Genomic DNA, 23,440 nt, shown 5'->3' with positions numbered 1-23,440 from the left:
TTATCTTTTCAATGTCTTCAGTTCATGAAGCAGCAGTTTTTCCGCCTGTGCGCGAATGTCCCGGAAGTCTTCATCATTAAACCGCTCTCCGTGCCTTCTAAAGACCGGATGCCGCTCCAAATCGTCAAGAATCAGGCTGAAATCCTGAAATTCATGCATTTCTTGCAAAAGCTCCTGGAAAAAAGCGTCCCGTTCGATTCCCGACAAGGCGGCATCGGTTTGATCTTCGATTGCGGTAAGCCAGATGAACGCGTCTTCCTCCCGCTCTTCTTCATGGAAGATGTCAAGGATCTCGTCCGCAATGCCGGCCTGTCCTTCCGCTAAATAAGAGGGTGTTTCTCCTGTCAATACCATCTTAACGCATGCGGGCTTGCCTCTGTTTCTGAAGGATTGAAAGGCATCCTGCATCAGGCTGATCAGCTCTGTCATCTGCTTTGTCCCGGAGATATCGATGCAGGCCGTTTCCCACAGGACATCCGATACGGCTTTAAATTCGAAGGACAGTTCTCCGCCGCAAACATTGACGAGATAGCAGCCTTTCTCACCCGTTTCCTTCATGTGCCGGGATTGCGTATTTCCCGGATAAATCACAGCCGGATCGGCGGCTGAAATGACCTGTCTTTTATGTATATGGCCAAGCGCCCAGTAATCCATCTGGCCTTTTTTTAAATCTTGAAGGGAAAAAGGACAGTACGGGTCATGGCCGCTCTCCCCGGAAAGCGTCCCATGTATCATCCCGATATGCAGAGGTGCGTCGGTCGTTCTTTTGATTTCAGCTGCCTTATTGGCAAAAACAGCGCGCTCGGGATAGCTGTAGCCGTAGATGGTTGCGGCAAGCCGGCCGGCCTTGTAAAATGATTTTTCTTCAATGTCTTCCGATGAAAAGATGTGAACGTTGTCCGGCCATTCAATCGGTGTCCAATCGCCGCCCAGATGATCGTGATTGCCAAAAATCACATAGACTTGAATGTTGTTCTCTTTAAGCTTTAAGAATTGCTTTCTCAAAAACATCTGTGCTTTTAAACTGCGGTTTGCTTCGTCGAAAAGGTCGCCGGCAAGCAAAATGAAGTCGGCCTGTTCATCAATCGCAAGCTTAAACACATTTTCAGCGCTTTTAAATGTGCTGTTTTTGATCCGCCGGTAAACCTCTTCAGGTAGCCGGCTGATGCCGTGAAACGGACTGTCCAGGTGCAGATCGGCCGCATGAATGAAAGTGATGTTTGTCAATCTTCTGCTCCTTTTCTTAAAACATTCTGCTCCCATTCTATCACGGGTTGAAAGCGAATGCACGTTCTACTCTTTGCATGCAAAAAGCAGCTTTTCTTTCAAGCTGCTTTTCTCTTTTATTATTGATCTTTTGACAGACGAAGTGCCTGTTTGATATTTTTCAATCCGCCGCCGCTCGTGTACATGAGCACGCCGCCTTTATACACCCTCGCCCCGATGACGGCGAGAATCACAATGGTAAGAGCGGTGATGCCGATGCCGAGAGCCGCTTCCCAAAACGGAATATCAAGCACGCCGACTCTGAGGAACATGATCATCGGCGCAAAGAACGGAATGAATGAAGTAACGGTAATGAACGTTGAATCTGGTGTGCTTAGCCCGACCATGGCAATTACGAATCCGGCGACGACCAGCAGAATCATCGGCGAAATCATCTGCTGAACATCTTCAATCCGGCTGACGACGCTTCCGAGAAATGCCGCAAGAGTTGCGTAGAGGAAGTAGCCGAGCATCAAGAAAATGGCCGCGTACACAAGCGTTGCAGTAGGTACTCCGGAAATGTCAAGAAATCCTTTAATCATATCGGCTGCATCCCCTCCCTTTTCTTGGCTGGACTGAAGAGAAAGATAGCCGACAAGAAACAGCGCGGCAATCTGTGTCAATCCCAACAGAGCGACGCCGAACAGTTTGGCGAACATTTGCTGGACAGGCGGCACGCTGGAAATTAAAATTTCCATCACGCGGGAAGACTTTTCCGTCGCAACTTCTGTCGCGATCATTGACGCGTACGTCAAAACCGAAAAATAGATGACAAACAGCACAACATATACAAGCCCTGTCGCCTTTTGAAGCTCTTCCTCGGTTTTCGCGCCTTCTTTCAAGGCGACACTGTTGACTTTTACCGGTGTAAACAGTTCACTCAGCTTTTCCTGCGGTACGTTCAATTCAGCCGTTCCAACGGCGATCTTTGCTTGTGAGAGCGCCTGTTCAATCGTGGAGACAGCTGTGGAATCAGCGATTTCGAGCGCTTTATACGTTCCCTTCAGCACGCCTTTTTTATCTCTGTCCAGGATTAAAATGCCTTCGAGCTTTTCGTCTCTGACGTCTTTTTCAAGCTCTTTTTCCGGCTTATCCGCTTTTTCGACTTCCAAAGCTTCATTATTGTCGAGTGCTTTCACTTGCTGGGCAAACGTGTCGTACAGCTGATTTGAGCGGTCAATGACAGCGATTTTATCACCCTCTCCGCCGTCATCAAACATGGAAATAATCGATCCCAGATTTGTGACGAGCACGACAAGCGCAAGCGTGATGGCCGTTGAAATGATGAACGACTTCGTTTTCAGCTTGCTGAGATATGTATGAAAAAGAACAATCCAAAACTTATTCATAACGGGCACCTACCTTTTCGACGAAAATATCATGCAAAGAAGGCTCTTCAAGTTCAAACTTTCTGATAAACCCGCGTCCTTGAAGCATTGTAAACAGCTCTTGAGAGACTTCCTCATTTTCGACTTGCAGGCGGACTCCTTCGGAATGATCCCGCCATTTGACGATGCCGTCCGCCTCTTTCAAGAAGCTCAAGTCGCCGTCTGCGTGAATCGTGACATTCTTTCTGCCAAAAGAACGTTTGATTTCTTTTAATTTCCCTTGAACGACAGGCGTCCCGCGCTGCAAAATGCAGACGTGTTCGCACAGCTCTTCGACATGCTCCATCCTGTGACTTGAAAAAACAATCGAGGTGCCGTCGTCTTTCAAAGAAATGACCGCATCTTTTAAAAGCTCGACATTCACCGGATCGAGCCCGCTGAACGGCTCGTCAAGAATCAAAAGCTCCGGCTTGTGCAGCACGGCCGTGATGAACTGGATTTTTTGCTGGTTCCCTTTGGATAGCTCCTCAACTTTTTTGTCGGCGTATTCCGTAATATGAAACCGTTCGAGCCACTTCTCCATTTCCTTGAGCGCAGTTTGTTTTGTCATGCCTTTCAGGCGGCCGAGGTACACGAGCTGATCTTTCACCTTCAGCTTCGGGTACAGTCCGCGCTCTTCAGGCAAATAGCCGATGCTGTTTGTGACACCGTAGTTAATCGGCTGTCCTTTCCATGTGACAGTACCCTCTGTCGCATTCAAAAGGCCGAGTATCATTCGGAATGTCGTCGTTTTTCCTGCTCCGTTGGCGCCGAGCAGACCGAACATTTGCTTGTCTGGAATCTCCAGCGTCAGATCGTTTACAGCTGTGAATGAACCGAACTTTTTCGTGACGTGATCGATTTTGAGCATTATAACTCCTCCTTCCAATTTACAATCATACGTTAGTCATACCATTTTAAAAAGGATTTTTTTGATTTTTATATAATTTTAAACAAATAGATCATATTTTGAGAAAGGGGAAGAGAAATGGAAAATTATTATGTAACCGTTTTCGATACTAGTGGAGAAACGCTTTTAAATGAGCGATTTGAAGCGGCAGATGATGAAGAAGCGAAAGAGAAAGGAAGAGGAATGCTGAAGGAAAAGCAATTTTTGGAGCATACACACCGGGTAGTACATTCGTCCGGTAAAATCATTGTTTTCCGCAGCTGACTAAAATACGGGGTAAGGCGGCGCTTCAAGGGGAAGGTCTCTGGCTGCCGCCGCCTGCCCTTTGATCCGCCAAACCCTAGCGGATCATCAAAACAATGAGCAGTCCCATGTTGATGAAACCGAGTAAAAACGATACGTAAGCGACGCCTTTATTTTTTGGCAGAAAATAAAGGCCATTGACCGCCAGCACACAGATGATGACAGCATCAAACATTCGAAACAAAAGATCCTGCAAGCGGTAGGCCGGAGCGAAAAAACAAATCACAGAGACGATCAGGATGAAAAGGCAAGAGACTGTAATATACATCGTCCATTCTTTCGCTGCGTCAGCCCGCTCATTCTCAGATGAAATCATGTCCTTAAACTCGGGCCTCCTTGTCAGTCGTGATCATTTTGTCCGCATACAAGGAAGGGGCTTTCCCCGCATTTGCCAAAAAGCTTGAAGACGTTAACACAACAGCCAGCGACACCATGACGAACAACAGTTTAGCTTTCATACAACGCATCTCCCCTTTTGATTTTTCGTCTTGCCTGAGCACACTTTTCATAGTAAAAAATGGAATCTTCAAGCCGCTCAATTTGATTATAATACTGGGCTGCGTCTAAAGCCAGCTCTTCAACAGCAGCATATAAATGGTTTGACTCCAAATAATCAAATCCGTTTTCCACAGCTTTCTGATCCCCGCCGTCCAAATACAGCCCACACAGGATGCTAAGCTTTGCCGCGTGTTCTTCATCCCCGAGCGATGCCGCGCTTCGGATGCCTTTTTCATAACAGGCGGCAGCTCCGGAATGGTTTCCCTGCTTTAGACGAACGTACATCAAGTTGTACAGCACTTTTGGAATATATGATGAACTTTCCTGTTCAAAAATGGAAAGGGCGCTCTCCATATGATCTGAGGCTTCCCGGTACGATTCTTGATGGAAGTAGCAATTTCCCAAATTAAAATGAGCGGCTGCCGTCAAATGGCTGTTTTTGATTTTCCTGGCGTCTTCAAGCGCATTGGCCAGGCTTTTCAGCGCGGGTCCGTATGTCATTGATTCAACCCAATTGCCGGCAATGATAAAATCGCAGAAAATCTTTTTTTCTTTTAGCGTTTCATACCGGTTAAAAATATCGGAAGCGAGCGTCGCATAGTTGATCGATAGGTATCTCTGGTTGATATAATAGTAGATTTCCGCAAGCTTATAATAAAATTCGGCTTTTTCAACCTCGTCTTCCAATGCGCTGACCTTTTGTTCAGCCGTTTTATAGCAGCCGATTGCCTTGACGAACCGTTTTTGTTTGAATTCATACATCCCTTTAAAAAACCAATAATAGTAGTTCAGTAAACCTGTCATTTGATCTTCTCTTTCTTCTAAGTCGCGGAGGTTTTTTTCGATATTTTCAGTCTTTTCCGGTTTCAAATAGCTGAGCATCAGCTTATGCCTGAATTCAAGCAGCGAATAGTAGAGCAGGACGTCCTGATTTTCTTCCATGTCTTGAAAATCATTTAAAATTTCCGCTTTCAATGATTCACTGGCGGCGACCTGATTTTTCCGAATGGCGTTGTACCAATCATTCAGCTTTCTAGCAACGTATTCAGATGGAATCTTTTGTTTCAATTTCCCCGCCTCCCGTGAGCTCGTACAGACCTGTGTCTTATGAATCATTTTATAGAAACTTAAATTTTTTTACAATTGCTTCTGTACATCATTTCCCAAGATCAATTTCCTGCCGGGCCGCTCTTGTTATACTTGCTGACGGTTAAATTGCGGCTGACGCTTTTCTAAAAATGCGCGGATCCCTTCCTGATGGTCACTCGTCAGCCGCATTTTCATCTGGGCCACTTTCTCGAGTTCGAGCGTTTTTTGCAGCCGCCCGCCATTCAGCGCCTGATAGATCTTTTTCGTTTCAATCATCGCTGCCAGCGGAGCGTGCAGAAGCTTTTCAAGATAGATGCGTGCAAAATGGCCGGAGTCCCCGCTGAATACGGCGTCTGCGATCCGAAGCTCGTGCGCTTCGGCCCCCGTCAATTTTTTCCCGCTCCAAATCAATTCTTTGGCCGCAGCTTCACCGACTCTCCGCTCTAAAAAGAAGTGTCCGCCCCCATCGGGAACAAGCCCGATGCCGATAAAATTCATCGCCAGCTTCGCCTCTTTTTCGACCAGTACATGGTCGCAGCTGAGCGCGAGGCTCAATCCCAGACCTGCGGCCGCACCGTGTACAGCCGCTACAGTTATTTTCGGCATGCTGTAAAGCTTCACCGCAATTTCAGAAATCGTGTCAATGAGGCGGGCGGAGCTGTCTTGATCTCCGGAAGAGAGCATCATCTTAATGTCTCCGCCTGCAGAAAATCCTTTGCCGCTGCCTCTCACGAGGAGGAGCAGCGATTCGCTTTCCTCTGCAACACTCAAAGCTTCATTCAGCTCTTCAAGCATTTTTTCGTTCAGGGCATTGTACGCCTCAGAGCGATTCAGCACAATTTCAAATATCCCGTTTTCGTCTTTCCATTTGATATACTCCATCTTGCACCTCCGTGAATACGTTTACAATTGTTACTATTTAAACTATTCCACCTTTGCACTCCAAAACCTTTTTTTGTTGCCGATTCCGGCTTGATTCCGCAATAAAAAAGCTGCCGGTGATCCCGGCAGCAGCTTCTATTCTTGTTGAGAGCCGCTTTTTGCATGCTTCTGAAAAAGCTCAGACAAATAGCGGATTTTTTCGTTTGTATAGTGTTCAAATCTGTCATTGTACGTTTTCGGGTCTTTCGGATTGGAGAAGTGCGTGATTTTTCCCGTTCGCGGATCGACAAATTTGCTCGCAGCTCCGCAGCCGATCCCGATAATCGTCTGTTTTTCCTCCATGATCATAATGTTATAGATGCTTTCCTGGCCGGGAAGGGAATAGCCTATATTCTCCAGGTTGCCGAGAATGTTTTTCTGCCTGTACAAATAGTAGGGATGGTAGCCGTGCTGTTTCGTCCACGAGACAGCGTCATCCATCATCGCGACAATCTCCTCGCGGTCAGCCACCTTATACTTATGCTTGTTCTTCGTCATTTCAGACGCGCGCTTAAATGACAGCGTATGAACGGTCAATGATTCGGGCATTAATTTTTCGGTTTCGGAAAGAGAGTTTCTGAATTCTTTTACCCCTTCGCCCGGAAGGCCGATGATCAAATCCATATTGATATTCGACATGCCGGCATTTCGCGATAGATGATACTTTTCGATCGTTTCTTCCACGGTATGGTGGCGTCCGATCGCTTTCAGCGTTTCATTTTCGTAAGACTGCGGGTTAATGCTGATTCGGTCGATGTTCCATTTTTTTAAGACCGCGAGCTTTTCCTCTGTGATCGTATCGGGCCGTCCAGCCTCAACTGTGACCTCGCGGATATTTTTCACATCGGGAAATGAACGGTACATTTCTTCATACAATAGATCCATTTCTTCAGCGGTAATGCTTGTCGGCGTTCCGCCGCCGAAATACACGGTCGTGATGCTGACATCGTTCTCCTCGAGCCATTCACCGATTTTTTGCATTTCATAGTGAAGCCCCCACAAAAATGAGCCGACCCGTCCGGCTTGTCCTCTGATCGCATACGCCGGAAACGTGCAGTAAGCGCACTTCGTCGGGCAGAACGGGATGCCGATGTAAATGCTGACCTCTTGACCCAGCTCATACAAATCGGGTACAGCTTTCAGCTGACGGTCAATGATGTTTTGCATCAGTTCGATCTTTTCGTCGTGAATTAAATAGTCCCGCTTCAACTCGGCATGGGCCTCTTCCTTTGGCATGCCGCTCTCAAGCTTTTTGTGAAGCAGCTTTGTCGGACGGACACCGGTGAGAATCCCCCATTTCTGAATGATCCCGGTATGCTCCTGAAGCATGCTCAAAAAAACGTAGGAAACGGTGTTCTTCACCTGTTTAAACGCTTCCTTTTCCGTCAGTTTTGGGTCAATGTTTTTCGCATATTCTGCTGTAATGTCCGTATCTTTTATCGTACCCGAAGCCTTAACACCGTTCTCTTCCCGTTCATAGCCGAGAACGATTGCAAGGTCTGCCGGCGCTTCTTCGCCAAAAGCGACTTCGCTTTCTTCAAAGAATAAGTTGGCTATATGCTCAAGCGGTCTCTGGAACCTTACGTCTTGGAGCCCTTCTATATAAATGCGCAATGTCATCACCTTTTTCGTTTCAAAACTTTCTTTAGTGTACAAAAATAAATGGGCAAAATCAATCCGGGAAACAAACATTCCTTTAAGGCAGCGATGAATGAACAATCCCCGCATTCAAGTTGAAAGCGGGGACCCTATAAGAATCAGACTTTTTTAATATGGAATTTTTTAAGAAACCCTTTGCTTTGCTGCATTCTGAAGTATTCTTTAATCATATAAGCGACGCCCTGTTCATCATTGGAGCGCGTTACCCAATCCGCTTTTTGCTTGACCTCCTGAGGAGCATTGCCCATTGCGACTCCGAGCCCGGCAAGCTCGATCATCGGAAGATCGTCGATATCATGGCCGATCGCAACGACATCTTCCATTTTTAAACCGAGGTCGGCGGCGAGCATCGTCAAGCCCGCTTCTTTCGAAATCCCTTTATGGACGATCAGCATTTTTTCTCCCGCTTCAATGATGTCGACGAGAGGAAACGCATTTGTGATCGTCTGCCTGATTTCTTCGGACTGTCCTGTTGAGCAATAAACCTCGATCACCGGTGCACTGACCGGTTCATCCATCAGCATGTCGCTCAGCGAATCGACAAACTGGACGGGATAAAAAATCGGGTCAGACGGGTGAATCATCGTTTTCCCCAGCAGGTTGGAATTCGTTTTTTTCCGGTTTCCAATCGAATATTTTTCATGGAGAATTCTGATATTGCAATCATAGCTTTCCAGTATTTGAACAAGGTTAAATGTCTGTTCTTCGGAAATCCTTTTTTCTAATAAAGGTTCGTCGATTTTGTCCGCTATAATCGCTCCGCTGTGTGTAATCAGCTTCGTATCCAGCTTTAAAGATTTGGCGATTTTTTGAGCGGAGCGGAAATGTCTGTTCGTCACAAGCGTAACATATACACCTTTCTTCTTTGCATATTCGATCGCTTCCTTCGTTGCGGGATGAAGCCGTCCGTTTGTCCGAAGCAGCGTTCCGTCTATATTCAGCGCAAGCATTTGTTTTGACACCAGGAGGTCCCCCTTCTTTGATGACTGAATCTGTTATAGAGGATATGTCCCGGTCCCTTTTTTTAGAACAGCCCTCTTGATGTACATACTAAAAAAAGCCTGTTTTCACAGACTTTTTACTTCGCATCGTTTGGATACGATCATGATTCTCCCTCATATTCAAAACAGTGAATTCAACGCCCCTTTCGTTCAATTCACCGTATATTGACAACCCCTTTATTTGACCAGCAGACGTGCTTTCAGTCTGTCAATTTCCTCTGTACCCCTTATCATTTTGCCGCCAGTCCGTTTTTCATGATCGTATCCCGGCAAAAAATGAAAGCACTTACATTTAGTATTATCGCAACTATTTCACGAATTGACAAGTCTTTTTTTAAATCTTTATGAACGTTATTTGTTCACTTAGTGAAAAAATCCCCTCTTGTCTTGACAAGGGGGGATTTTTTATCAGCTCTCTGGATTTCCGTAAAGCTCTTCCAAAGGCTTCATGATGATTTTGTTTAATTCAGCAATCAGCATGCTCATCCGCTGTTCCGCTTCCATCAGCTGCGAGATTTTTTCATGCTGCTGGACGAGCGCCACGGATTTTTGCGCTTGTTCGACCTCTTCCTGAGTGATGTCTTCGCCGTTCATCTGTTTTTGCTGAAGGTTCAATTGAATATCGCGAAAGTTATCAAACATCTTTTTAGCAGATGGGTCGCCATTCACCTCATCATAAAGATTTTTCAATCGGGAATATTCATCGCTTTGACGCAAGGCTTGTTCCAAGTCATAAGCCGAGTCATGTAAATTGACCGTCATCCTGATCCGCTCCTTTCCTGCCTGTATTCTTCTTATGGAATCGGCACCACTCCACTATAACAAACTATGGAGTGTTTTTCACAGTTATACGATAATTCCGTTTGAACAGGCCGTCTTCAGCCTCATATCAAAATCACAAAGATGGCTTGCACGGCTCCGATGATTCCGCCAAGCAGGCCGCCTAAATACGTGATCATTTTGAACTCCCGCTTGGAAATGGACAACACCATTTCTTCAAGACGTTCAACGGGGAAATTGTCCACCTGTTCCTTGACGATTTGCTCGAGCTCTAGCTGCTTGAGCACTTGATCCAGGCGGCGGCCCGCCTCTTCGAGAATGCGGTCGGCCATCTGCGGCAGGCGCAAAGCGATGTCCCGCTCAAAACTAGAAATAGAAGAGCCAATCGTCTTTTCGAAAAACGGCTGAAGCGAGAATCGTTTCAAAAACTTTTCCTTCAAATCGAAAATGAGAGGCTTGAGGTTCCATTTGTCATCCGCTTCCTTGAACGTATATTCTTTCAGCTTGTCCCATTCGTTTTCAAGCAGATCTGTTAAGAACCGCGCGGTCTCGCCGTTCTTTAAAAACTTCACAATCTCCGGCTGAACGCGGTCAACCAGACTGCTGTTGCCTAAAAACATCTGCACCATGCTGCCGAGCATGCCCCGTTCTTTCAAAAAATCGTCAATCATATGTCCGAGGCGTTCCTTTCCTTCATCGCTTTCAAAGTAGCTGACAGCCCGGCTTAAAATATAGCCGGACACCATTGGAATTTTCTCTTTCAGCTTTTCCTGGGCCTCAAGAGGGATAAGCTCTTTCAGCGGTTCATTTTCATACGCCTCTAAAAATGCGGACAGCTTCTCATCCGCCCATCTGGATACCGCTTGATCCGCTTTTTGAGCGGGATTTGAAATTCCGATGCTTTCCAATGCTTCTTCAACGGTGGCCGTTGATTGCGAGAGATGCGCCAAGAGCCGCTCTCCAACCTGCACCGCCTGGCTTTTGACCGCATCGGATGCAAGCCTTTTTTTGATCCCTTCTGTTGTCAGCAGATGGCCTGTGACCATCTGTCCCATCTGCCTCGCCAATTCATCGCGCCTTTTCGGAATTAACCCGGGTGTAAAAGGAACCCTTTTTCCAAATATGTAGATCGCTTTATATGGGCGAAAAAGCATTTTAATCGCAAAATGATTCGTTACAGCGCCGATAAGTGCACCGACTGCAATCATAACGGCAAAAATCCCTAATACATACATGTTTTTTTCAACTGCCTTCCTTTTTACCTGACATCATAGCTGCACAGCGTGGGCCTTGACGATCGATCCTCACCGTCTTGCCTAACGTTATTATAGTAGCTGAATAAAAGACGGGCAAATAACGGAATGGAGCAAGCCGCTTCAAAATACAATGGGTCAGATGGCAATTGTATGAAGGGAGCTCTAAAATTTTTAATCATTTCCAATTTACAAAAGCCTATTTCTGCAATCTCAAGCGTATCATGAAACAGAAGTCTATATATTAAAGTTTGCCCGAAGTTTGACAGTCTCAGCCTTTTAAGCCTTGTTTTTCATGAAGGAGGTATAATCATGATGACGCTTGGATTTATGTCGCTGTCGCACGAACATGAAAAAGCCTATGCCGAAGAACTGGCCAAAGCGGCTTCGGACTACGGAATCCGGTTTATCCGGTTCACGCCCCTGGATATTTCCCCCGGTTCCCTGCTTGTGAAAGGACTCTCCTTTCACCCGAAGTCAGGACAGTGGAATGAAATTGAACGAGAAATCCCGGAATTGATTTATGACCGCTGCTTTTACGGCAGGGATCAGCAATCGAAAAAAGCAAAACCGATTGTCGAATGGCTCAAAAAGTATCCTAAAACGACATTTTTAGGACTCGGACTTCCTGACAAATGGACGGTTTACAAAGCATTGAAAGCCGATCCCGTCATCAAGTCCTACCTTCCTGCAACAACGATTGCAGAAAATGCCCAGGATATCCTGCGCAAGCTTGCAAAAGAAAAATCGTGCATCTTGAAGCCTGCATCCGGATCAGGAGGCCGCGGCATCATTCACCTCGAGCTTACGGGAAAAACGGTGAAGGCCGCCTACCAAACCGGAAAACACAAACAGTTGAAGTCATTTTCGAAACAGGCCTCATTTGAAACTTGGTGTCAGAAAGTTCTTCAGCACCGCTATCTGCTGCAATCGTTCCTCGATATTCAAGACAAAGACGGTTTTCCGTGTGATATCAGACTGCTGCTTCAGAAAAACGGCTATGGCGAATGGGAAACAGCCGGTAAAACGGTAAGGCGAAGCTATCAGCACGGACTGCTTGCAAACCTGGCCGGAGGCTCAGAGGCGGTGAGCTTTGACAGCTGGCTTTTATCCGTGCCGAAAAAGCGCCAGCCCGTTCTTCTCGATGATTTAGAGACAATGGCGCAGGCCGTTCCCCTTGCGCTTGAATCGAATCACGGGCCATTATTCGAGCTCGGCCTCGATATCTGCCTGACGAAAGACGGAAGAGTCTGGCTGCTGGATGTCAATTCAAAGCCCGGAAAGCACGCTTTTATCAAACACTCTCCTGAAAAAAGGGAGCTTTTGTATAAAGGTCCTTTGGAGTACTGCTCATTCTTAACGGCTTCAGCCGGCGCGAAAGGGGCTGAGAAAAGATGACCGGTCAACCGCTGACGGTCGGCATCCACCAGACGAGCGAAAACACGATGCTCCTGCCCGCTTCTTTCAAACAGGACGGTTTGTTATTCGCGGCTTTCGGTACGAGTGTTGAACGATGCCATGTCTCATTTGACAGCCATTTGAAGCGCACCGTTTTATTATCTGAAAATCTGTACAAAAACCTGCGGATTCCGTACCGCGGCAAAGCCTCCCTGCTTTTTCGCGACAATACCGTCTATATCGGACCTTTAATCGGGATTTTCACGGCCGGTTTCACAAAATCGCAGCTGGATCCTGTCAGAGGGAGGTCTTTATTTTTTTCGAAGCTGCTGACGATGGATCTCCCGGCAGGGGGCTACAGCTATCTGTTCGGAGCGCACCAGATTAATTGGGAAGAAGGCACGGTTCAGGCTCTCATTTTCAGAGAAAACGGCTGGGAAGAGACCACAGTCCCGCTGCCCAATGTCGTTTACGACAGACTGCCGAACCGCAAAGCCGAAGAAACCGCCGCTCTGCGGGAAACAAAAACCCGGCTTATGGATGAATACCGCATTCCTTGGTTTAATCCGGGCTTCTTTAATAAATGGGAGATCTATGAATGTCTGCAGCAAGACGAGAATACAGCGGGATTGCTTCCATTTTCGGCATTGGAGCCTGATGCCGATAAAATCGAAGATATGATCGACCAATACGGCTTCGTTTATGTAAAGCCCGCCGGCGGCAGTTTTGGCAAAGGCATATTTCAGCTTTCAAAACGGGAAAAAAACGGCATTCTCGCCAGACATGCCGAAGGCTTCACATCTTATTCATCCGCTGCTGAATGTTTAGATGAATGGCAGAGGCAACACAAACATACTTCTTTTCTTGCCCAGCAGGGCATTGAACGGATCGAAGTGGATCATCACCCGGCAGATTTCAGGGTTCATACAAACAAAAACGGAAAAGGCCAATGGACCGTCACAGCCATCGCGGCCAAAATCGCTGGAAAGGACGGAATTACAACCCACATGTCGAGCGGCGGCGCCGTCAAAACGCTTGCAGAGATTTATGATGATCCTCAGGAAAGGCTTCACATTCTGCAAAAGCTGACAAAAGCGGCGGTCCTCCTCAGCCGGGTCCTTGACGAAAAGCTTGACGGTTTCATCGGGGAAATCGGCTTTGACCTAGGATTGGACCGTTCGGGAAAGGTGTGGCTGTTTGAAGCCAACTCCCGACCCGGCAGGGGAATCTTCTCCCATCCCCGTCTGGCATCTGTCAGCCGCTTAACTAAGAAAAGAAGCTTCGAATATGCTTCTTATTTAACTGAACAGTCAATCCTTAATCCGGAGGACATGTGGCATGACCTCAAGCCGTGAAGAATCTGCTTCTTCACGGTATTTTTTTGAAAAACTCCATGTGAAAAGAATCTATGATCTTTTCTGTGAATGAGATACAATGATAACAAATCAACGATTAGTCAGCTCGCTGGATTTTACCCACCTGAAATCAATGAAGGAGCGTGGCGTTAATGATTTCTCACTTTCAATGGAAGCCGCTGTTTAAAAAAGAAAGGCTTCCCGGCTGGAGAATATCGTTTTATCATAAAGGAATTCATTATGAAGGAATTTATCATAAATCCGGGGAAATCGAGTGGGGCAGCACATATCCCCCGCATGATGACGAGCCTTCCCTGAAAAGCGAAATCCACGAATTAATGCTCTTCCATATTTACGAGTAAAGAAAAGGACGTTGTCGTATGCTGGAGAAATTAAAGACGCTTTACGGTGAACGGATGGTTGTATCTGAGGCTGTTTCAAAACACGATGTATTATGGTTTCAAACCGACGAAGGCGAAACCTTCGGCGTTTTGAAAAGCGCGGTTACCGACCGGGAAAAAGAGCTGCTCCATTGCCTGTTCCGGCCTTTTTCAGAACCGCAACCAGCACAGCAGCTGACAAAGCGGGAGAAAGAATGGCATGAATATTTCTTTCGCGATGTCCCCCTTCAAAACCCGGGGAACATTCAGCTGATACAAGGCCATTTTTTTAAAATGGAGCATGTCCCTGAAGAAAGACAGGCGATCAAAGAAGCGGTCAGCGGCTTTTTTAAAGACCCGCTTGTTGTATGGTACGACCGGCATGAAGCCGTTATCGTCCACGAAAATCCTTCACCGTTTCTCGCAAGAAAAGAGCTGTCTGAGCTTGCGGATGCACTGACAAGCGATTTCATGGCAAACCCTGTGTTTTTCAGCGGCCAGCTTCATCCAGTCAACGGATCGCTTCAAGGCAAAATCCGCTTTGAAAAACAAATGTTTCATTATATGCTGGAAGCGGGTGACATCGAAAACGTCGCCACGTTTTGCCAGTTCCTCCCGTCTTTTTTGACGGCAAAACCGGAGCGGGTTCATGCTTCATCATTTTCGGACGCCGTAAGAGAAGCGCTGTCTGATCCCGAGACATCCCTGACCATCAAAACGTATATGAGATGCAACCTGAATGCCTCTCTGGCAGCAAAACGTTTGTTTATCCACCGAAACAGCCTGCAGTACAGAATTGATAAATTCATCGAACGGACTGGGATTGACATCAGACAGTTTGAAGAAGCAGCCGCTGTTTATTTGATGATGCATCTCCTTTAGCGGCTTTAGCAACATGCACGAAAGGGATTTGTGCACCATGTCCATTTACACCGCACCGCCGTTTTTTATAAACTAAGATTATATAAAGCGCTTACATAAAAGAGGGGGAGAAAAAATGGCGGAACTCGTGCTCGATCAGATATATAAAGTATATGACAACAAAGTCACGGCTGTGGATAATTTTAATCTTCATATCGAGGATAAGGAATTTATCGTCTTTGTCGGACCGTCAGGCTGCGGCAAGTCGACAACGCTCAGAATGATCGCAGGCCTTGAGGAAATTACGGATGGCGAATTCACAATCGACGGCAAACGGATGAATGATGTCGCTCCTAAGGACCGCGACATTGCGATGGTATTCCAAAACTATGCCCTTTATCCGCACATGAACGTCTATGACAATATGGCTTTCGGCTTAAAGCTGAGGAAGTTTCCGAAGGATGAAATCAAACGGCGTGTCCATGAAGCGGCCAAAATTCTGGGCCTTGAACAATATTTGGACAGAAAGCCAAAAGCGCTTTCCGGCGGACAGCGCCAGCGCGTCGCCTTAGGCCGGGCAATCGTTCGGGACGCAAAGGTGTTCTTGATGGATGAGCCGTTATCAAACCTTGACGCCAAATTGCGCGTACAAATGCGCGCTGAAATCACAAAGCTTCATCAGCGCCTGCAGACGACGACCATCTATGTCACCCACGACCAGACTGAAGCGATGACGATGGCTACGCGGCTCGTCGTCATGAAAGACGGAATCATCCAGCAGGTCGGCGCGCCGAAGGAAGTCTATGAAAATCCGGAAAATGTGTTTGTCGGCGGCTTTATCGGGTCTCCTGCGATGAACTTTTTTACCGGCACTCTGAAAGAAGACATGTTTACATTCGAAGGCATTTCGATTCGCGTGCCGGAAGGAAAAATGAAAGTTTTGCGCAGCCAAGGTTATGCCGGCAAGGAAATTATCATGGGAATCAGGCCTGAGGATATCCATGATGAACCTGTTTTCATTGAAGCGTCAAAAGACTCGAAAATCGATGCGAAAATTGAGGTAGCCGAGCTGATGGGCGCGGAAACGATGCTTTATTCGCAAGCCGGCACTCAGCCGTTCATCGCCAGAGTCGATTCAAGAACCGATGTCCAGGCCGGCGATACACTTCCACTGGCGCTTGACATGAATAAAGCTCACTTCTTTGACAAAGAAACGGAGCTTCGCATCCGCTCTGAAGGATAATCCGGATTCAAACATTCTCCATGACCGAAGCATGCTACGACTATGCTTCGGTCGTTTTAATTTCAACGGTTTCTTCATAAGTACAGTCCTGGCAAGTATATAAATGAACGCATTCGGTTTGCGTTTGTTTAAATGAATCGAACTCCATATACGGACTGTAGGGACCGAAAAAATCGGTTGCTCTCCCGGCGTCCGCCATTTCCCCGCCGCACTTCGGACAATGCCTTGTCTGGACGAGAATGCCATTGCATACTGGGCACATCATCTTCTTCATCCTCCTGGCTTTTTCCCTTAGCTTGCCCCAATCCTAACCTTTTTGCCTTTCAACATTTACCAGATTAAAACGCGCATTTATTTTATCGAATCCACCATAATACGTAGTACAAAACAACATTGGGCTTTAGCCGAGAAGGCAGCGGTTTTCTATCGGTGAAAGCCGTCAGCTGGTGCAATTCCAGTCAGCCCAACCATACCATTTTTTATAAAGGAGTTTGATGACAAATGGCTAATCAAAATTCTTCAAATCAACTGCTTGTCCCAGGAGCAGCACAAGCGATCGAACAAATGAAATTTGAAATCGCTTCTGAGTTCGGCGTAAACCTTGGCGCTGACACGACTTCCCGTGCAAACGGTTCTGTCGGCGGAGAAATTACAAAACGTTTAGTTTCCCAAGCTCAAGCATCTATGGGCGGTCAACAATTTTAAACAACTTCATATTCATGGATAACAGAAGGTGCATACCCTGCACCTTCTTTAGCGTGTCGACAAACCTTCACATTCATTGCCACGACGGCGGTCCTCCCTGCATAAAATGATGAGCGGCGGCCCGCACCGTTGGCATATCTTATGAAAGCCCGCACTCGCTTCTCCTTTTTTCATATGCTGGTATAAAGGAGGAGTCGGCATGCAGGTGATGTTGAGCATCAATTGGGAATTGATTCAATTTGTCGGGATTTCTCTATTGAATGAGTATGTCTCAAATGTACGCCCTTATCATGGACCCTTTTGTTTTCGCGGGGCTTTTTCTTCCGGACGATCTGACGTATGATAGATCCGATGGGAGTGATCATGTTGAAGATTGCACTTTTTGGAGGTACAGGCCGTGTCGGACAGGCCTTTCTCAATTTAATTGAAGAGGATGGGCATCATTCCGTTTACGCTCTTGTCCGGAGGACGGAAGGTGCCCGCATTCCGGATAAATGCTGCCAAGCACTTACAGGGAACGCCAGGAACCGGCATGACGTCGAGTCTTTAATAAAAAATTGCGATATCGTTGTCAGCTGTTTAAACACAGATGGAGACGATACATTGACCGTCTCCATCGAACATATTATAAACGCTATGAACGTACATCGAATCAAACGGCTGATTACCATCGGAACCGCAGGCATTTTAAACGCCAGGCAGAACCCGTCCCTTTACCGCTTTGAAACAAACGAGTCAAAACGGCGCTCGGCGCGCGCAGCGCAAGAACATGCCCGGGTGTACGAACGGCTCCGTGAATCTGATCTGGATTGGACGATCGTCTGTCCGACGTATCTCCCCGCTGGGCCGGCATTGAAGACATACCGTTTTGAACGGGATGTTCTGCCGCCCGGCGGAAAAGAAATATCCACCGGCGACACCGCTCATTTTCTTTTCACACAGCTTGAGTCTGACCAGTTTGTCAAGGCAAGGGTGGGACTCGCTTATTAAGGCCGGGTGAAGATCCGGCTTACCCTATCAGGGTTCCTTTCCCCTTTTGCAGTTCATACATTTGATAGTATTGGCCTTTTTGCTTCATCAGCTCTTCATGATTTCCCCTCTCGATAATCCGGCCTTTTTCAAGTACCAGAATCTGGTCGGCGTTTTTGATCGTTGACAGTCTGTGGGCGATGATAAAGGTTGTGCGCCCTTGTTTGACGACGTCAAGCGCTTTTTGAATGACCGCTTCTGTTTCGGTATCGATATGGGCCGTCGCCTCGTCTAAAATAAGAATAGCCGGATCGTATGCCAGCGCACGCGCAAACGAGATCAGCTGCCTTTCCCCTGAAGAAAGGGTGCTTCCTTTTTCGATGACCGGCTCGTCAAGGCCTTTCGGCAGACGGGCGAGCACCTCAAGAGCCCCGACCTGTTTCAAGGCGGCTTCTATTTGCTCTCTAGTAATATCAGCATTGTCAAGGCTGACATTTGAAGCAATCGTGCCGGAAAATAAGTAAGGATCCTGGAGAACGATGCCCATATGCTTTCTGATTTCCTGCCTTGACATATCATATATGCTTCTGCCGTCGATTTTGACATCGCCCTTTTCAATATCGTAAAAGCGGAAAAGTACATTCATAATGGAGCTTTTGCCTGAGCCTGTATGTCCGACCAGTGCAACGGTCTCCCCTTGCTTCGCTTCAAATGAAATGTTTTTCAGCACATCTTCACCGTCATGATAGCGAAATGATACATCCTCAAACACGACTCGCCCCCGCGCTCTTTCGCTGCCCGGCTCTTTGACGTCGACACCCGGCTCATCCAGCAGGCGGAAAACCCGCTCCGATGATACGCGCGCCAATTCAAGCTTGGCAAACTGGTTGACGATGCCCGTAATCGGCTGAAATAAACGATTCAAATAATCGACGAATGCATAGAGGACGCCGATTGAAATCATTCCTTCCGCGTTCAGGGCAGATCCCCCGAAATACCAGATTAAGGCGGTGAACATCACGTTTCTCAGAATGTTGACCAAGTTGTGGGACATGAGCGAATTTAATTTCAGCATTTTATTTTGGTAATGAAAGTGGCTGTCGTTCAGCTGTTCAAATTCTTCTTTTGTGTCCTGTCCGCGCCGGAATGCCTGAATAATCGTCATGCCTTGAATCGATTCATTCAATTTGGCGTTGATCTCACTGTTGATTGACCTGAGTTTATGATTGTAGCCTGAAGCAAATTTTCGATAAACAGCCGCCCAAATGACAATCAGGGGCACAATCAACAGACAGACGCCGGCCAGCCTGACATCAAGGAAAAACAGTGCGGCGAATATTCCGGCCATATAAATGATATTTGTAACAAACGTCGAAAGAACGGTCACATACAGATCGCGGATCGCTTCGGTATCATTCGTCACCCTTGCAACGATTTTTCCTGCCGGCAAATTATCAAAATAGCGGATAGGAAGCCTTTGAATGTTGGCGAATACATCCTGTCTCATCTTTTGAATGATGCGGTTTGCGCTCATCTGCAAGAGGTAGAATTGGCCGTAATGGAAAAAGATCGAGAAAATGAGAAGGCCGAAATAAATAGAAACGAGCGAGATCAGCCCTCCTATTTCAGGCTCGTAAAAAGCATACACTTCAGACAAAGACAGGCGATCGGCCTTGTAGGTTTCCGTCCGGTCTCCGCTCGTCATTCTCAGCTCTCCCCCGGAAACCGTCCGCTCCCCGTCAAAGGAAACCGGTTCCCCCACAAAGTAGTAGTTCATACCGACTTGAAAGATGTGAACTTCCTGCAGCTTTTCAGCTGAAGGGTCTGTCCTGTCTTCCCTGATATATTCCTTTCCTTTGTAGGAAACAGTATATTTCGAGTTCTCTGTCGTTTCATACCACGTTTTTTCAATTCCGAGAATATGATCGTCGATCATCTTTTTGGCGATCATCGGCCCCGTCAGCTCAGCTGTGACGGCGATCGTCAGCATGACGAGCGCCCAGATGAGAATTTTTTTATAAAGAAGCGCATATTGGAAAAGCCTTTTTCCTGTTGTCATGCTACAGTCCCCCCTTCTTCTCCCGAAGGAAGCTGCTGTGCTTCATATTGTTCAAAATACCAGCCTTTCCGGCCGATCAGTTCCTGATGCGTCCCTCTCTCAACGACCCTTCCATCCTCCATGACGAGAATGAAATCGGCGTGTTCGACAGCCGACATCCGGTGTGATGTAATAAACGTCGTTTTGCCTTTCCGTCTGCTGCGGATGTTTTCAATAATCGCCGCTTCCGTTTTCGCATCGACAGCGGACAGCGAATCATCCAAGATCAAAATATGGGGCTCCGCAATCATCGCTCTCGCAATTGAAATCCGCTGTTTCTGTCCCCCGGATAAAGCGACGCCCTTCTCTCCGACCATTGTCTCCAAGCCGTCTGAAAGCATCTCAATATCCTTTTTCAGATGTGCTGCAGAGATGACGGCGTGCAAATCGCGTTCTTCAGCGAGGTGTCCGCCGAACAAAATATTGTCTTTCACTGATTTTGAAAACAGCACGTGATCCTGTGGCACATACCCGATCCAGCTGCGAAGCTGATCAAGCGGCAGGCGCTCAATCGGCACGCCCGAAATGGTGATCGTTCCTTTTCCTTGCGGATACTGCCTCAGCAACTGCTTGACTAATGTCGTTTTGCCGCTCCCCGTCTTTCCGACGATTCCGACCGTCTGTCCTTCTAATACGGTAAATGAAATATCGGCCAGGTTTTCCGACGCAGAGCTCGGATACGTAAAAGTGACCCCGTCAAACACAATATCGCCCGGCTCCGCTGCTTCGGGTTCAGCGGGCTCTCTCACATCAGGCTCATATGCCAATGTTTCATTTACCCTGTCAAGCGAAGCATTTCCCCTCTGCATGACATTGATCAGCTCTCCGATCGCAAACATCGGCCAGATCAGCATGCCGAGGTACACGTTGAAAGAGACGAGTTCACCCAATGTCAGCTGGCTGCGGAAAACAAGATAGGCGCCGTAGCCAAGACCGATTAAATAGCTGATCCCGACCAAAAGCTTCACCGTCGGTTCAAACAGCGAATCGATCAAAGCGACTTTCATATTTTTCTTGTACACATCAGCCGTCATGCTGTTGAACCGGCTGACATCGTTTTTCTCCTGTACATAGGCCCGGATCACTCTTACTCCTGATACGGACTCGAGCACTTGATCATTTAAAGCGCCAAACGCATCCTGCGCTTCTGTGAAACGCTCATGAATCTTTTTCCCGTAGATGCTGATGGCAGCCGCCATTAGCGGAAGCGGAATGATCGAAGCAAGCGTCAGCTTCCAGCTGATCAAAAAACCCATCGTCAAAAGGATCGTCAGCATATACATCGTCGAATCGACCAAGGTCAAAATGCCGAAGCCCGCCGTCATGGAAATCGCTTTTAAATCATTTGTCGCCCTCGCCATCAAATCCCCTGTGCGGTTCTTCTCGTAAAAAGACGGCGTCATTTTCAGCAAATGGCCCATCAGCTTGGATCTGAGAATTTTTTCGACCAGGTTCGCTCCCCCAAACAGCTGATACATCCAATAATAGGACAAGATATAAACAACTGCGCCAAGCGCGAGAAATAAACCGATATAGCCGAGCATGCCGGCCTTGGAAAAAGTGCCCGCCTGCATGTCGTCAATCGCGTTGCCAAGCAGCTTCGGCGGAAACATTTCCAATACGTTTACAATAATCAACAGGACGACCGCTATCGTGTAGCGCCGCCAAGAGGCTTTAAAAAACCAGCCCAGCTTCCATAAAACAGAAAACATCTGATATCCTCTCCTTTTTTAGCCGCCTTCAAGTTTTTCCTTACAATCTTTGATTTCGTTTTTTCTGATACTCGGCATAAAAAATTCCTCCTTATGTGCGATTTATTTATTAGAAAAACATGCTGCTCCGCATCGGAAACAGAATGTTTTTTCCCAGAAAAAAAAAGGCACACTGTGTACCAGCATGCCTTTTCCGATATAAAAAAGGCGCATGTACGCTTGTTCACGCGACATGCGCCCTCCTTTGAAGGTGTTAGAGTGAAACGGTTTTCCGATCATAAGGAAGGTATGGAAATGTCACGTTAAGGTGCTTTTGTTGTTGAACTGATGCTTTGATATTTGTAATCATGACGATACCCTCCAATCTTATTAATATTTTCCATCTTATAGTACGGCCCTTTAATTGTCAATTTGTTTTTTTGGCGAATGGCAGGCTTTTGATTCATATTCTCATATTTCGTTAGATTTGTTGGGAAAACGGGTAATATAACAGTAAATCCATTCTGAAAGGAATGATCAATTTGTTTAAAGCTGACCGGATCATAGTCGCGTTTGACGGAAAAGAGGAAAGCAAAAAAGCGCTGAAAAAAGCGATCGACCTGTCGAAAAGGCTCGGCTCACAATTGACCGTCGCCCATGTCCATGAACCGAGGCAAGTGAGAACAGAGGCTGCGGCCGAAAGACCCGCTGCCGGCGCGCCATACCTTTACAGCGGCTTCCCGGCCGCGCCCCGGGTCCCCCACGATGCAGACTTGGCCGGTGAACCCATGATCTACGAGGACAGCGCGGAAGAAGCGATTGCGGCAGCGAAAATCATTTTAAGCGAAAACCAGTACGACGCGGAAATTGAGGTGTTGGAAGGAGACACGGCCAACGCAGTTCTGCAACATGCGGAAAATATCGGCGCTGATCTTGTCATCACGGGTACGCGCGACCAGAACCGCCTGAAAAAGCTCCTGTTTGGCAGCGTCAGCGACAAGATATCGACAAAATCGGAGATCCCGGTGCTGATTGTAAAATAACGATTTTAAAAGAGGCCGGTCTGTTGTCCGGCCTCTCATCCTGTTATGACCTTCTTGATTTTCTAAACCTGTTAATAAAGGAGACAATCCCCCAAACAATGAATAGTAAGACTCCTAAAACAATGACCGCATTTATGATTGAAAAATTGACCAAAGCAATCTCTCCTTCTCTATCAAATCATTAGAAAACATACTTGTTGAAAGAACCTGTTTTTGTAGTAACTGATACATAAGCAGTCGCATCAGTATAAAACTGCTAGAATGATGCTCAGCTGCTATATAATTATACAACGCCAATTGATTTTTTCCTCCTAAGCCGAATGGTTACCTTTACCCTCTATATTTTCTTCACTTTAGATGTTTCTAGAAATTATATTTGCATTCAATTTAGACTTTCACTCCACATGACTTACAATTGATTTTCTTTCTCCACCTTGCCTCGTATTCTTGGGTTTTACTTATTGTCCTCCTCTCTTCAGCCCCGCCGATCTTTATATCAATAAATTGCCGCAAGTACGGCCGCAAAATAAAAGCCCCTCTTCAACAAAATCCAATAACAGGAAAAATAGGCGTTCAAATTAGTAACAACCACCTAACAGACCTCATAATTTGATCTTGTGAGTACCCGGGGTATTTGACATAATCTGACT

Annotated in this window: 24 protein-coding genes and 1 tRNA gene; 11 read left to right on the top strand and 14 right to left on the bottom strand. The window is 46.8% G+C overall.

The genetic code is table 11. From position 1 onward, the window contains the following. From MKX80_RS05685 to MKX80_RS05675, 3 genes are all read right to left on the bottom strand, one after another. Entirely contained in the window at positions 1-1,227 is a 1,227-nt protein-coding gene (locus MKX80_RS05685; RefSeq protein WP_268342983.1) for an exonuclease SbcCD subunit D, read from the bottom strand. A 119-nt stretch (positions 1,228-1,346) separates the two neighbouring features. Beyond that, positions 1,347-2,615, bottom strand: coding sequence for an ABC transporter permease (locus tag MKX80_RS05680; protein WP_154999622.1), 1,269 nt, complete (start codon positions 2,613-2,615; stop codon positions 1,347-1,349). Then, positions 2,608-3,504: an ABC transporter ATP-binding protein gene (locus MKX80_RS05675; RefSeq protein WP_154999623.1), complete on the bottom strand. Its 897-nt coding sequence runs from the start codon at positions 3,502-3,504 to the stop codon at positions 2,608-2,610. Before MKX80_RS05675 ends, MKX80_RS05680 begins: the two co-directional genes overlap by 8 nt. Before the next feature lie 117 nt (positions 3,505-3,621). On the opposite strand from MKX80_RS05675, the gene MKX80_RS05670 reads away from it, so the two are divergent. Next, positions 3,622-3,807 carry a YhzD family protein gene (locus tag MKX80_RS05670; protein WP_003180228.1) on the top strand — a complete coding sequence of 62 codons (186 nt, stop codon included), beginning with the start codon at positions 3,622-3,624 and terminating at the stop codon, positions 3,805-3,807. 76 nt (positions 3,808-3,883) lie between these two features. Here MKX80_RS05670 and MKX80_RS05665 read toward each other — a convergent pair whose 3' ends face one another. The 8 genes from MKX80_RS05665 to MKX80_RS05630 all read right to left on the bottom strand — a co-directional run bounded on the left by MKX80_RS05665 (position 3,884) and on the right by MKX80_RS05630 (position 11,029). Further along, positions 3,884-4,162 (bottom strand): hypothetical protein, encoded by a 279-nt coding sequence (locus tag MKX80_RS05665; protein WP_154999624.1) that lies wholly within the window; start codon positions 4,160-4,162, stop codon positions 3,884-3,886. Between the two features lie 4 nt (positions 4,163-4,166). Next, positions 4,167-4,304 carry a hypothetical protein gene (locus MKX80_RS05660; RefSeq protein ID WP_182070929.1) on the bottom strand — a complete coding sequence of 46 codons (138 nt, stop codon included), beginning with the start codon at positions 4,302-4,304 and terminating at the stop codon, positions 4,167-4,169. Then, positions 4,294-5,412 (bottom strand): Rap family tetratricopeptide repeat protein, encoded by a 1,119-nt coding sequence (locus MKX80_RS05655; protein ID WP_154999625.1) that lies wholly within the window; start codon positions 5,410-5,412, stop codon positions 4,294-4,296. The genes MKX80_RS05660 and MKX80_RS05655 overlap by 11 nt, the downstream gene beginning before the upstream one ends. A 126-nt stretch (positions 5,413-5,538) precedes the next feature. Then, positions 5,539-6,315: an enoyl-CoA hydratase gene (locus tag MKX80_RS05650; RefSeq protein WP_234112811.1), complete on the bottom strand. Its 777-nt coding sequence runs from the start codon at positions 6,313-6,315 to the stop codon at positions 5,539-5,541. A gap of 135 nt (positions 6,316-6,450) precedes the next feature. Then, positions 6,451-7,968 (bottom strand): coproporphyrinogen III oxidase, encoded by a 1,518-nt coding sequence (locus MKX80_RS05645; RefSeq protein ID WP_154999627.1) that lies wholly within the window; start codon positions 7,966-7,968, stop codon positions 6,451-6,453. Positions 7,969-8,111: 143 nt separating this feature from the next. Next, entirely contained in the window at positions 8,112-8,975 is an 864-nt protein-coding gene (locus MKX80_RS05640; RefSeq protein WP_043927105.1) for a Cof-type HAD-IIB family hydrolase, read from the bottom strand. Between the two features lie 447 nt (positions 8,976-9,422). Next, positions 9,423-9,776 carry a YlbF family regulator gene (locus MKX80_RS05635; RefSeq protein ID WP_154999628.1) on the bottom strand — a complete coding sequence of 118 codons (354 nt, stop codon included), beginning with the start codon at positions 9,774-9,776 and terminating at the stop codon, positions 9,423-9,425. A gap of 122 nt (positions 9,777-9,898) precedes the next feature. Next, entirely contained in the window at positions 9,899-11,029 is a 1,131-nt protein-coding gene (locus MKX80_RS05630) for a DUF445 family protein (protein ID WP_182070931.1), read from the bottom strand. Positions 11,030-11,359: 330 nt separating this feature from the next. On the opposite strand from MKX80_RS05630, the gene MKX80_RS05625 reads away from it, so the two are divergent. From MKX80_RS05625 to ugpC, 5 genes are all read left to right on the top strand, one after another. Continuing rightward, complete coding sequence (locus MKX80_RS05625; RefSeq protein ID WP_154999630.1) at positions 11,360-12,445, top strand: YheC/YheD family protein; 1,086 nt, start codon at positions 11,360-11,362, stop codon at positions 12,443-12,445. Next, positions 12,442-13,800, top strand: coding sequence for a YheC/YheD family protein (locus MKX80_RS05620; RefSeq protein ID WP_339228115.1), 1,359 nt, complete (start codon positions 12,442-12,444; stop codon positions 13,798-13,800). Before MKX80_RS05625 ends, MKX80_RS05620 begins: the two co-directional genes overlap by 4 nt. A 143-nt stretch (positions 13,801-13,943) precedes the next feature. After that, the gene (locus tag MKX80_RS05615) at positions 13,944-14,162 is read left to right on the top strand and encodes a YheE family protein (protein WP_182070933.1); all 219 of its coding nucleotides are present in this window, start codon (positions 13,944-13,946) and stop codon (positions 14,160-14,162) included. 18 nt (positions 14,163-14,180) lie between these two features. Further along, positions 14,181-15,062, top strand: a complete 882-nt coding sequence (locus tag MKX80_RS05610; RefSeq protein ID WP_268315940.1) for a helix-turn-helix domain-containing protein — start codon at positions 14,181-14,183, stop codon at positions 15,060-15,062. Positions 15,063-15,177: 115 nt separating this feature from the next. Beyond that, a complete protein-coding gene (gene ugpC, locus MKX80_RS05605) occupies positions 15,178-16,284 on the top strand; it encodes a sn-glycerol-3-phosphate ABC transporter ATP-binding protein UgpC (protein ID WP_154999689.1) in 1,107 nt (368 codons plus the stop codon). A 40-nt stretch (positions 16,285-16,324) separates the two neighbouring features. Here the strand turns inward: ugpC and MKX80_RS05600 are convergent, their stop codons facing one another. Continuing rightward, positions 16,325-16,549 carry a hypothetical protein gene (locus MKX80_RS05600; protein ID WP_076793266.1) on the bottom strand — a complete coding sequence of 75 codons (225 nt, stop codon included), beginning with the start codon at positions 16,547-16,549 and terminating at the stop codon, positions 16,325-16,327. Between the two features lie 129 nt (positions 16,550-16,678). On the opposite strand from MKX80_RS05600, the gene MKX80_RS05595 reads away from it, so the two are divergent. The 4 genes from MKX80_RS05595 to MKX80_RS05580 all read left to right on the top strand — a co-directional run bounded on the left by MKX80_RS05595 (position 16,679) and on the right by MKX80_RS05580 (position 17,979). Continuing rightward, positions 16,679-16,754, top strand: a tRNA-OTHER gene (locus tag MKX80_RS05595). Positions 16,755-16,785: 31 nt separating this feature from the next. Further along, positions 16,786-16,989, top strand: a complete 204-nt coding sequence (locus tag MKX80_RS05590) for an alpha/beta-type small acid-soluble spore protein (RefSeq protein WP_003180196.1) — start codon at positions 16,786-16,788, stop codon at positions 16,987-16,989. Between the two features lie 199 nt (positions 16,990-17,188). After that, positions 17,189-17,332, top strand: a complete 144-nt coding sequence (locus tag MKX80_RS05585) for a hypothetical protein (protein WP_182070936.1) — start codon at positions 17,189-17,191, stop codon at positions 17,330-17,332. A gap of 20 nt (positions 17,333-17,352) precedes the next feature. Further along, positions 17,353-17,979, top strand: a complete 627-nt coding sequence (locus MKX80_RS05580; protein WP_234112807.1) for an NAD(P)H-binding protein — start codon at positions 17,353-17,355, stop codon at positions 17,977-17,979. Positions 17,980-17,998: 19 nt separating this feature from the next. Here MKX80_RS05580 and MKX80_RS05575 read toward each other — a convergent pair whose 3' ends face one another. Both MKX80_RS05575 and MKX80_RS05570 read right to left on the bottom strand, forming a co-directional pair. Then, positions 17,999-20,017 (bottom strand): ABC transporter ATP-binding protein, encoded by a 2,019-nt coding sequence (locus tag MKX80_RS05575; protein WP_268342883.1) that lies wholly within the window; start codon positions 20,015-20,017, stop codon positions 17,999-18,001. Beyond that, on the bottom strand, positions 20,014-21,768 hold the full coding sequence (locus MKX80_RS05570; RefSeq protein WP_154999692.1) for an ABC transporter transmembrane domain-containing protein: 1,755 nt from the start codon (positions 21,766-21,768) through the stop codon (positions 20,014-20,016). The genes MKX80_RS05575 and MKX80_RS05570 overlap by 4 nt, the downstream gene beginning before the upstream one ends. A 521-nt stretch (positions 21,769-22,289) precedes the next feature. Between MKX80_RS05570 and MKX80_RS05565 the strand changes: the two genes are divergently transcribed. Then, positions 22,290-22,790 (top strand): universal stress protein, encoded by a 501-nt coding sequence (locus MKX80_RS05565; RefSeq protein ID WP_154999694.1) that lies wholly within the window; start codon positions 22,290-22,292, stop codon positions 22,788-22,790. Positions 22,791-23,440 lie beyond the last annotated feature (650 nt).

It is taken from the genome of Bacillus sp. FSL K6-0972, from assembly GCF_037976035.1.
In the GTDB taxonomy this organism is placed as follows: domain Bacteria; phylum Bacillota; class Bacilli; order Bacillales; family Bacillaceae; genus Bacillus; species Bacillus haynesii.
This window is presented reverse-complemented; position numbering and strand designations above follow the sequence as displayed.

Bases quoted from the DNA above. Each gene is read 5' to 3' on its own strand.
- MKX80_RS05680 (WP_154999622.1), bottom strand. From the start codon at position 2,615: ATGAATAAGTTTTGGATTGTTCTTTTTCATACATATCTCAGCAAGCTG.
- MKX80_RS05675 (WP_154999623.1), bottom strand. From the start codon at position 3,504: ATGCTCAAAATCGATCACGTCACGAAAAAGTTCGGTTCATTCACAGCT.
- MKX80_RS05670 (WP_003180228.1), top strand. From the start codon at position 3,622: ATGGAAAATTATTATGTAACCGTTTTCGATACTAGTGGAGAAACGCTT.
- MKX80_RS05665 (WP_154999624.1), bottom strand. From the start codon at position 4,162: ATGATTTCATCTGAGAATGAGCGGGCTGACGCAGCGAAAGAATGGACG.
- MKX80_RS05660 (WP_182070929.1), bottom strand. From the start codon at position 4,304: ATGAAAGCTAAACTGTTGTTCGTCATGGTGTCGCTGGCTGTTGTGTTA.
- MKX80_RS05650 (WP_234112811.1), bottom strand. From the start codon at position 6,315: ATGGAGTATATCAAATGGAAAGACGAAAACGGGATATTTGAAATTGTG.
- MKX80_RS05635 (WP_154999628.1), bottom strand. From the start codon at position 9,776: ATGACGGTCAATTTACATGACTCGGCTTATGACTTGGAACAAGCCTTG.
- MKX80_RS05630 (WP_182070931.1), bottom strand. From the start codon at position 11,029: ATGTATGTATTAGGGATTTTTGCCGTTATGATTGCAGTCGGTGCACTT.
- MKX80_RS05625 (WP_154999630.1), top strand. From the start codon at position 11,360: ATGATGACGCTTGGATTTATGTCGCTGTCGCACGAACATGAAAAAGCC.
- MKX80_RS05620 (WP_339228115.1), top strand. From the start codon at position 12,442: ATGACCGGTCAACCGCTGACGGTCGGCATCCACCAGACGAGCGAAAAC.
- MKX80_RS05610 (WP_268315940.1), top strand. From the start codon at position 14,181: ATGCTGGAGAAATTAAAGACGCTTTACGGTGAACGGATGGTTGTATCT.
- ugpC (WP_154999689.1), top strand. From the start codon at position 15,178: ATGGCGGAACTCGTGCTCGATCAGATATATAAAGTATATGACAACAAA.
- MKX80_RS05600 (WP_076793266.1), bottom strand. From the start codon at position 16,549: ATGATGTGCCCAGTATGCAATGGCATTCTCGTCCAGACAAGGCATTGT.
- MKX80_RS05590 (WP_003180196.1), top strand. From the start codon at position 16,786: ATGGCTAATCAAAATTCTTCAAATCAACTGCTTGTCCCAGGAGCAGCA.
- MKX80_RS05585 (WP_182070936.1), top strand. From the start codon at position 17,189: ATGCAGGTGATGTTGAGCATCAATTGGGAATTGATTCAATTTGTCGGG.
- MKX80_RS05580 (WP_234112807.1), top strand. From the start codon at position 17,353: ATGTTGAAGATTGCACTTTTTGGAGGTACAGGCCGTGTCGGACAGGCC.
- MKX80_RS05575 (WP_268342883.1), bottom strand. From the start codon at position 20,017: ATGACAACAGGAAAAAGGCTTTTCCAATATGCGCTTCTTTATAAAAAA.
- MKX80_RS05570 (WP_154999692.1), bottom strand. From the start codon at position 21,768: ATGTTTTCTGTTTTATGGAAGCTGGGCTGGTTTTTTAAAGCCTCTTGG.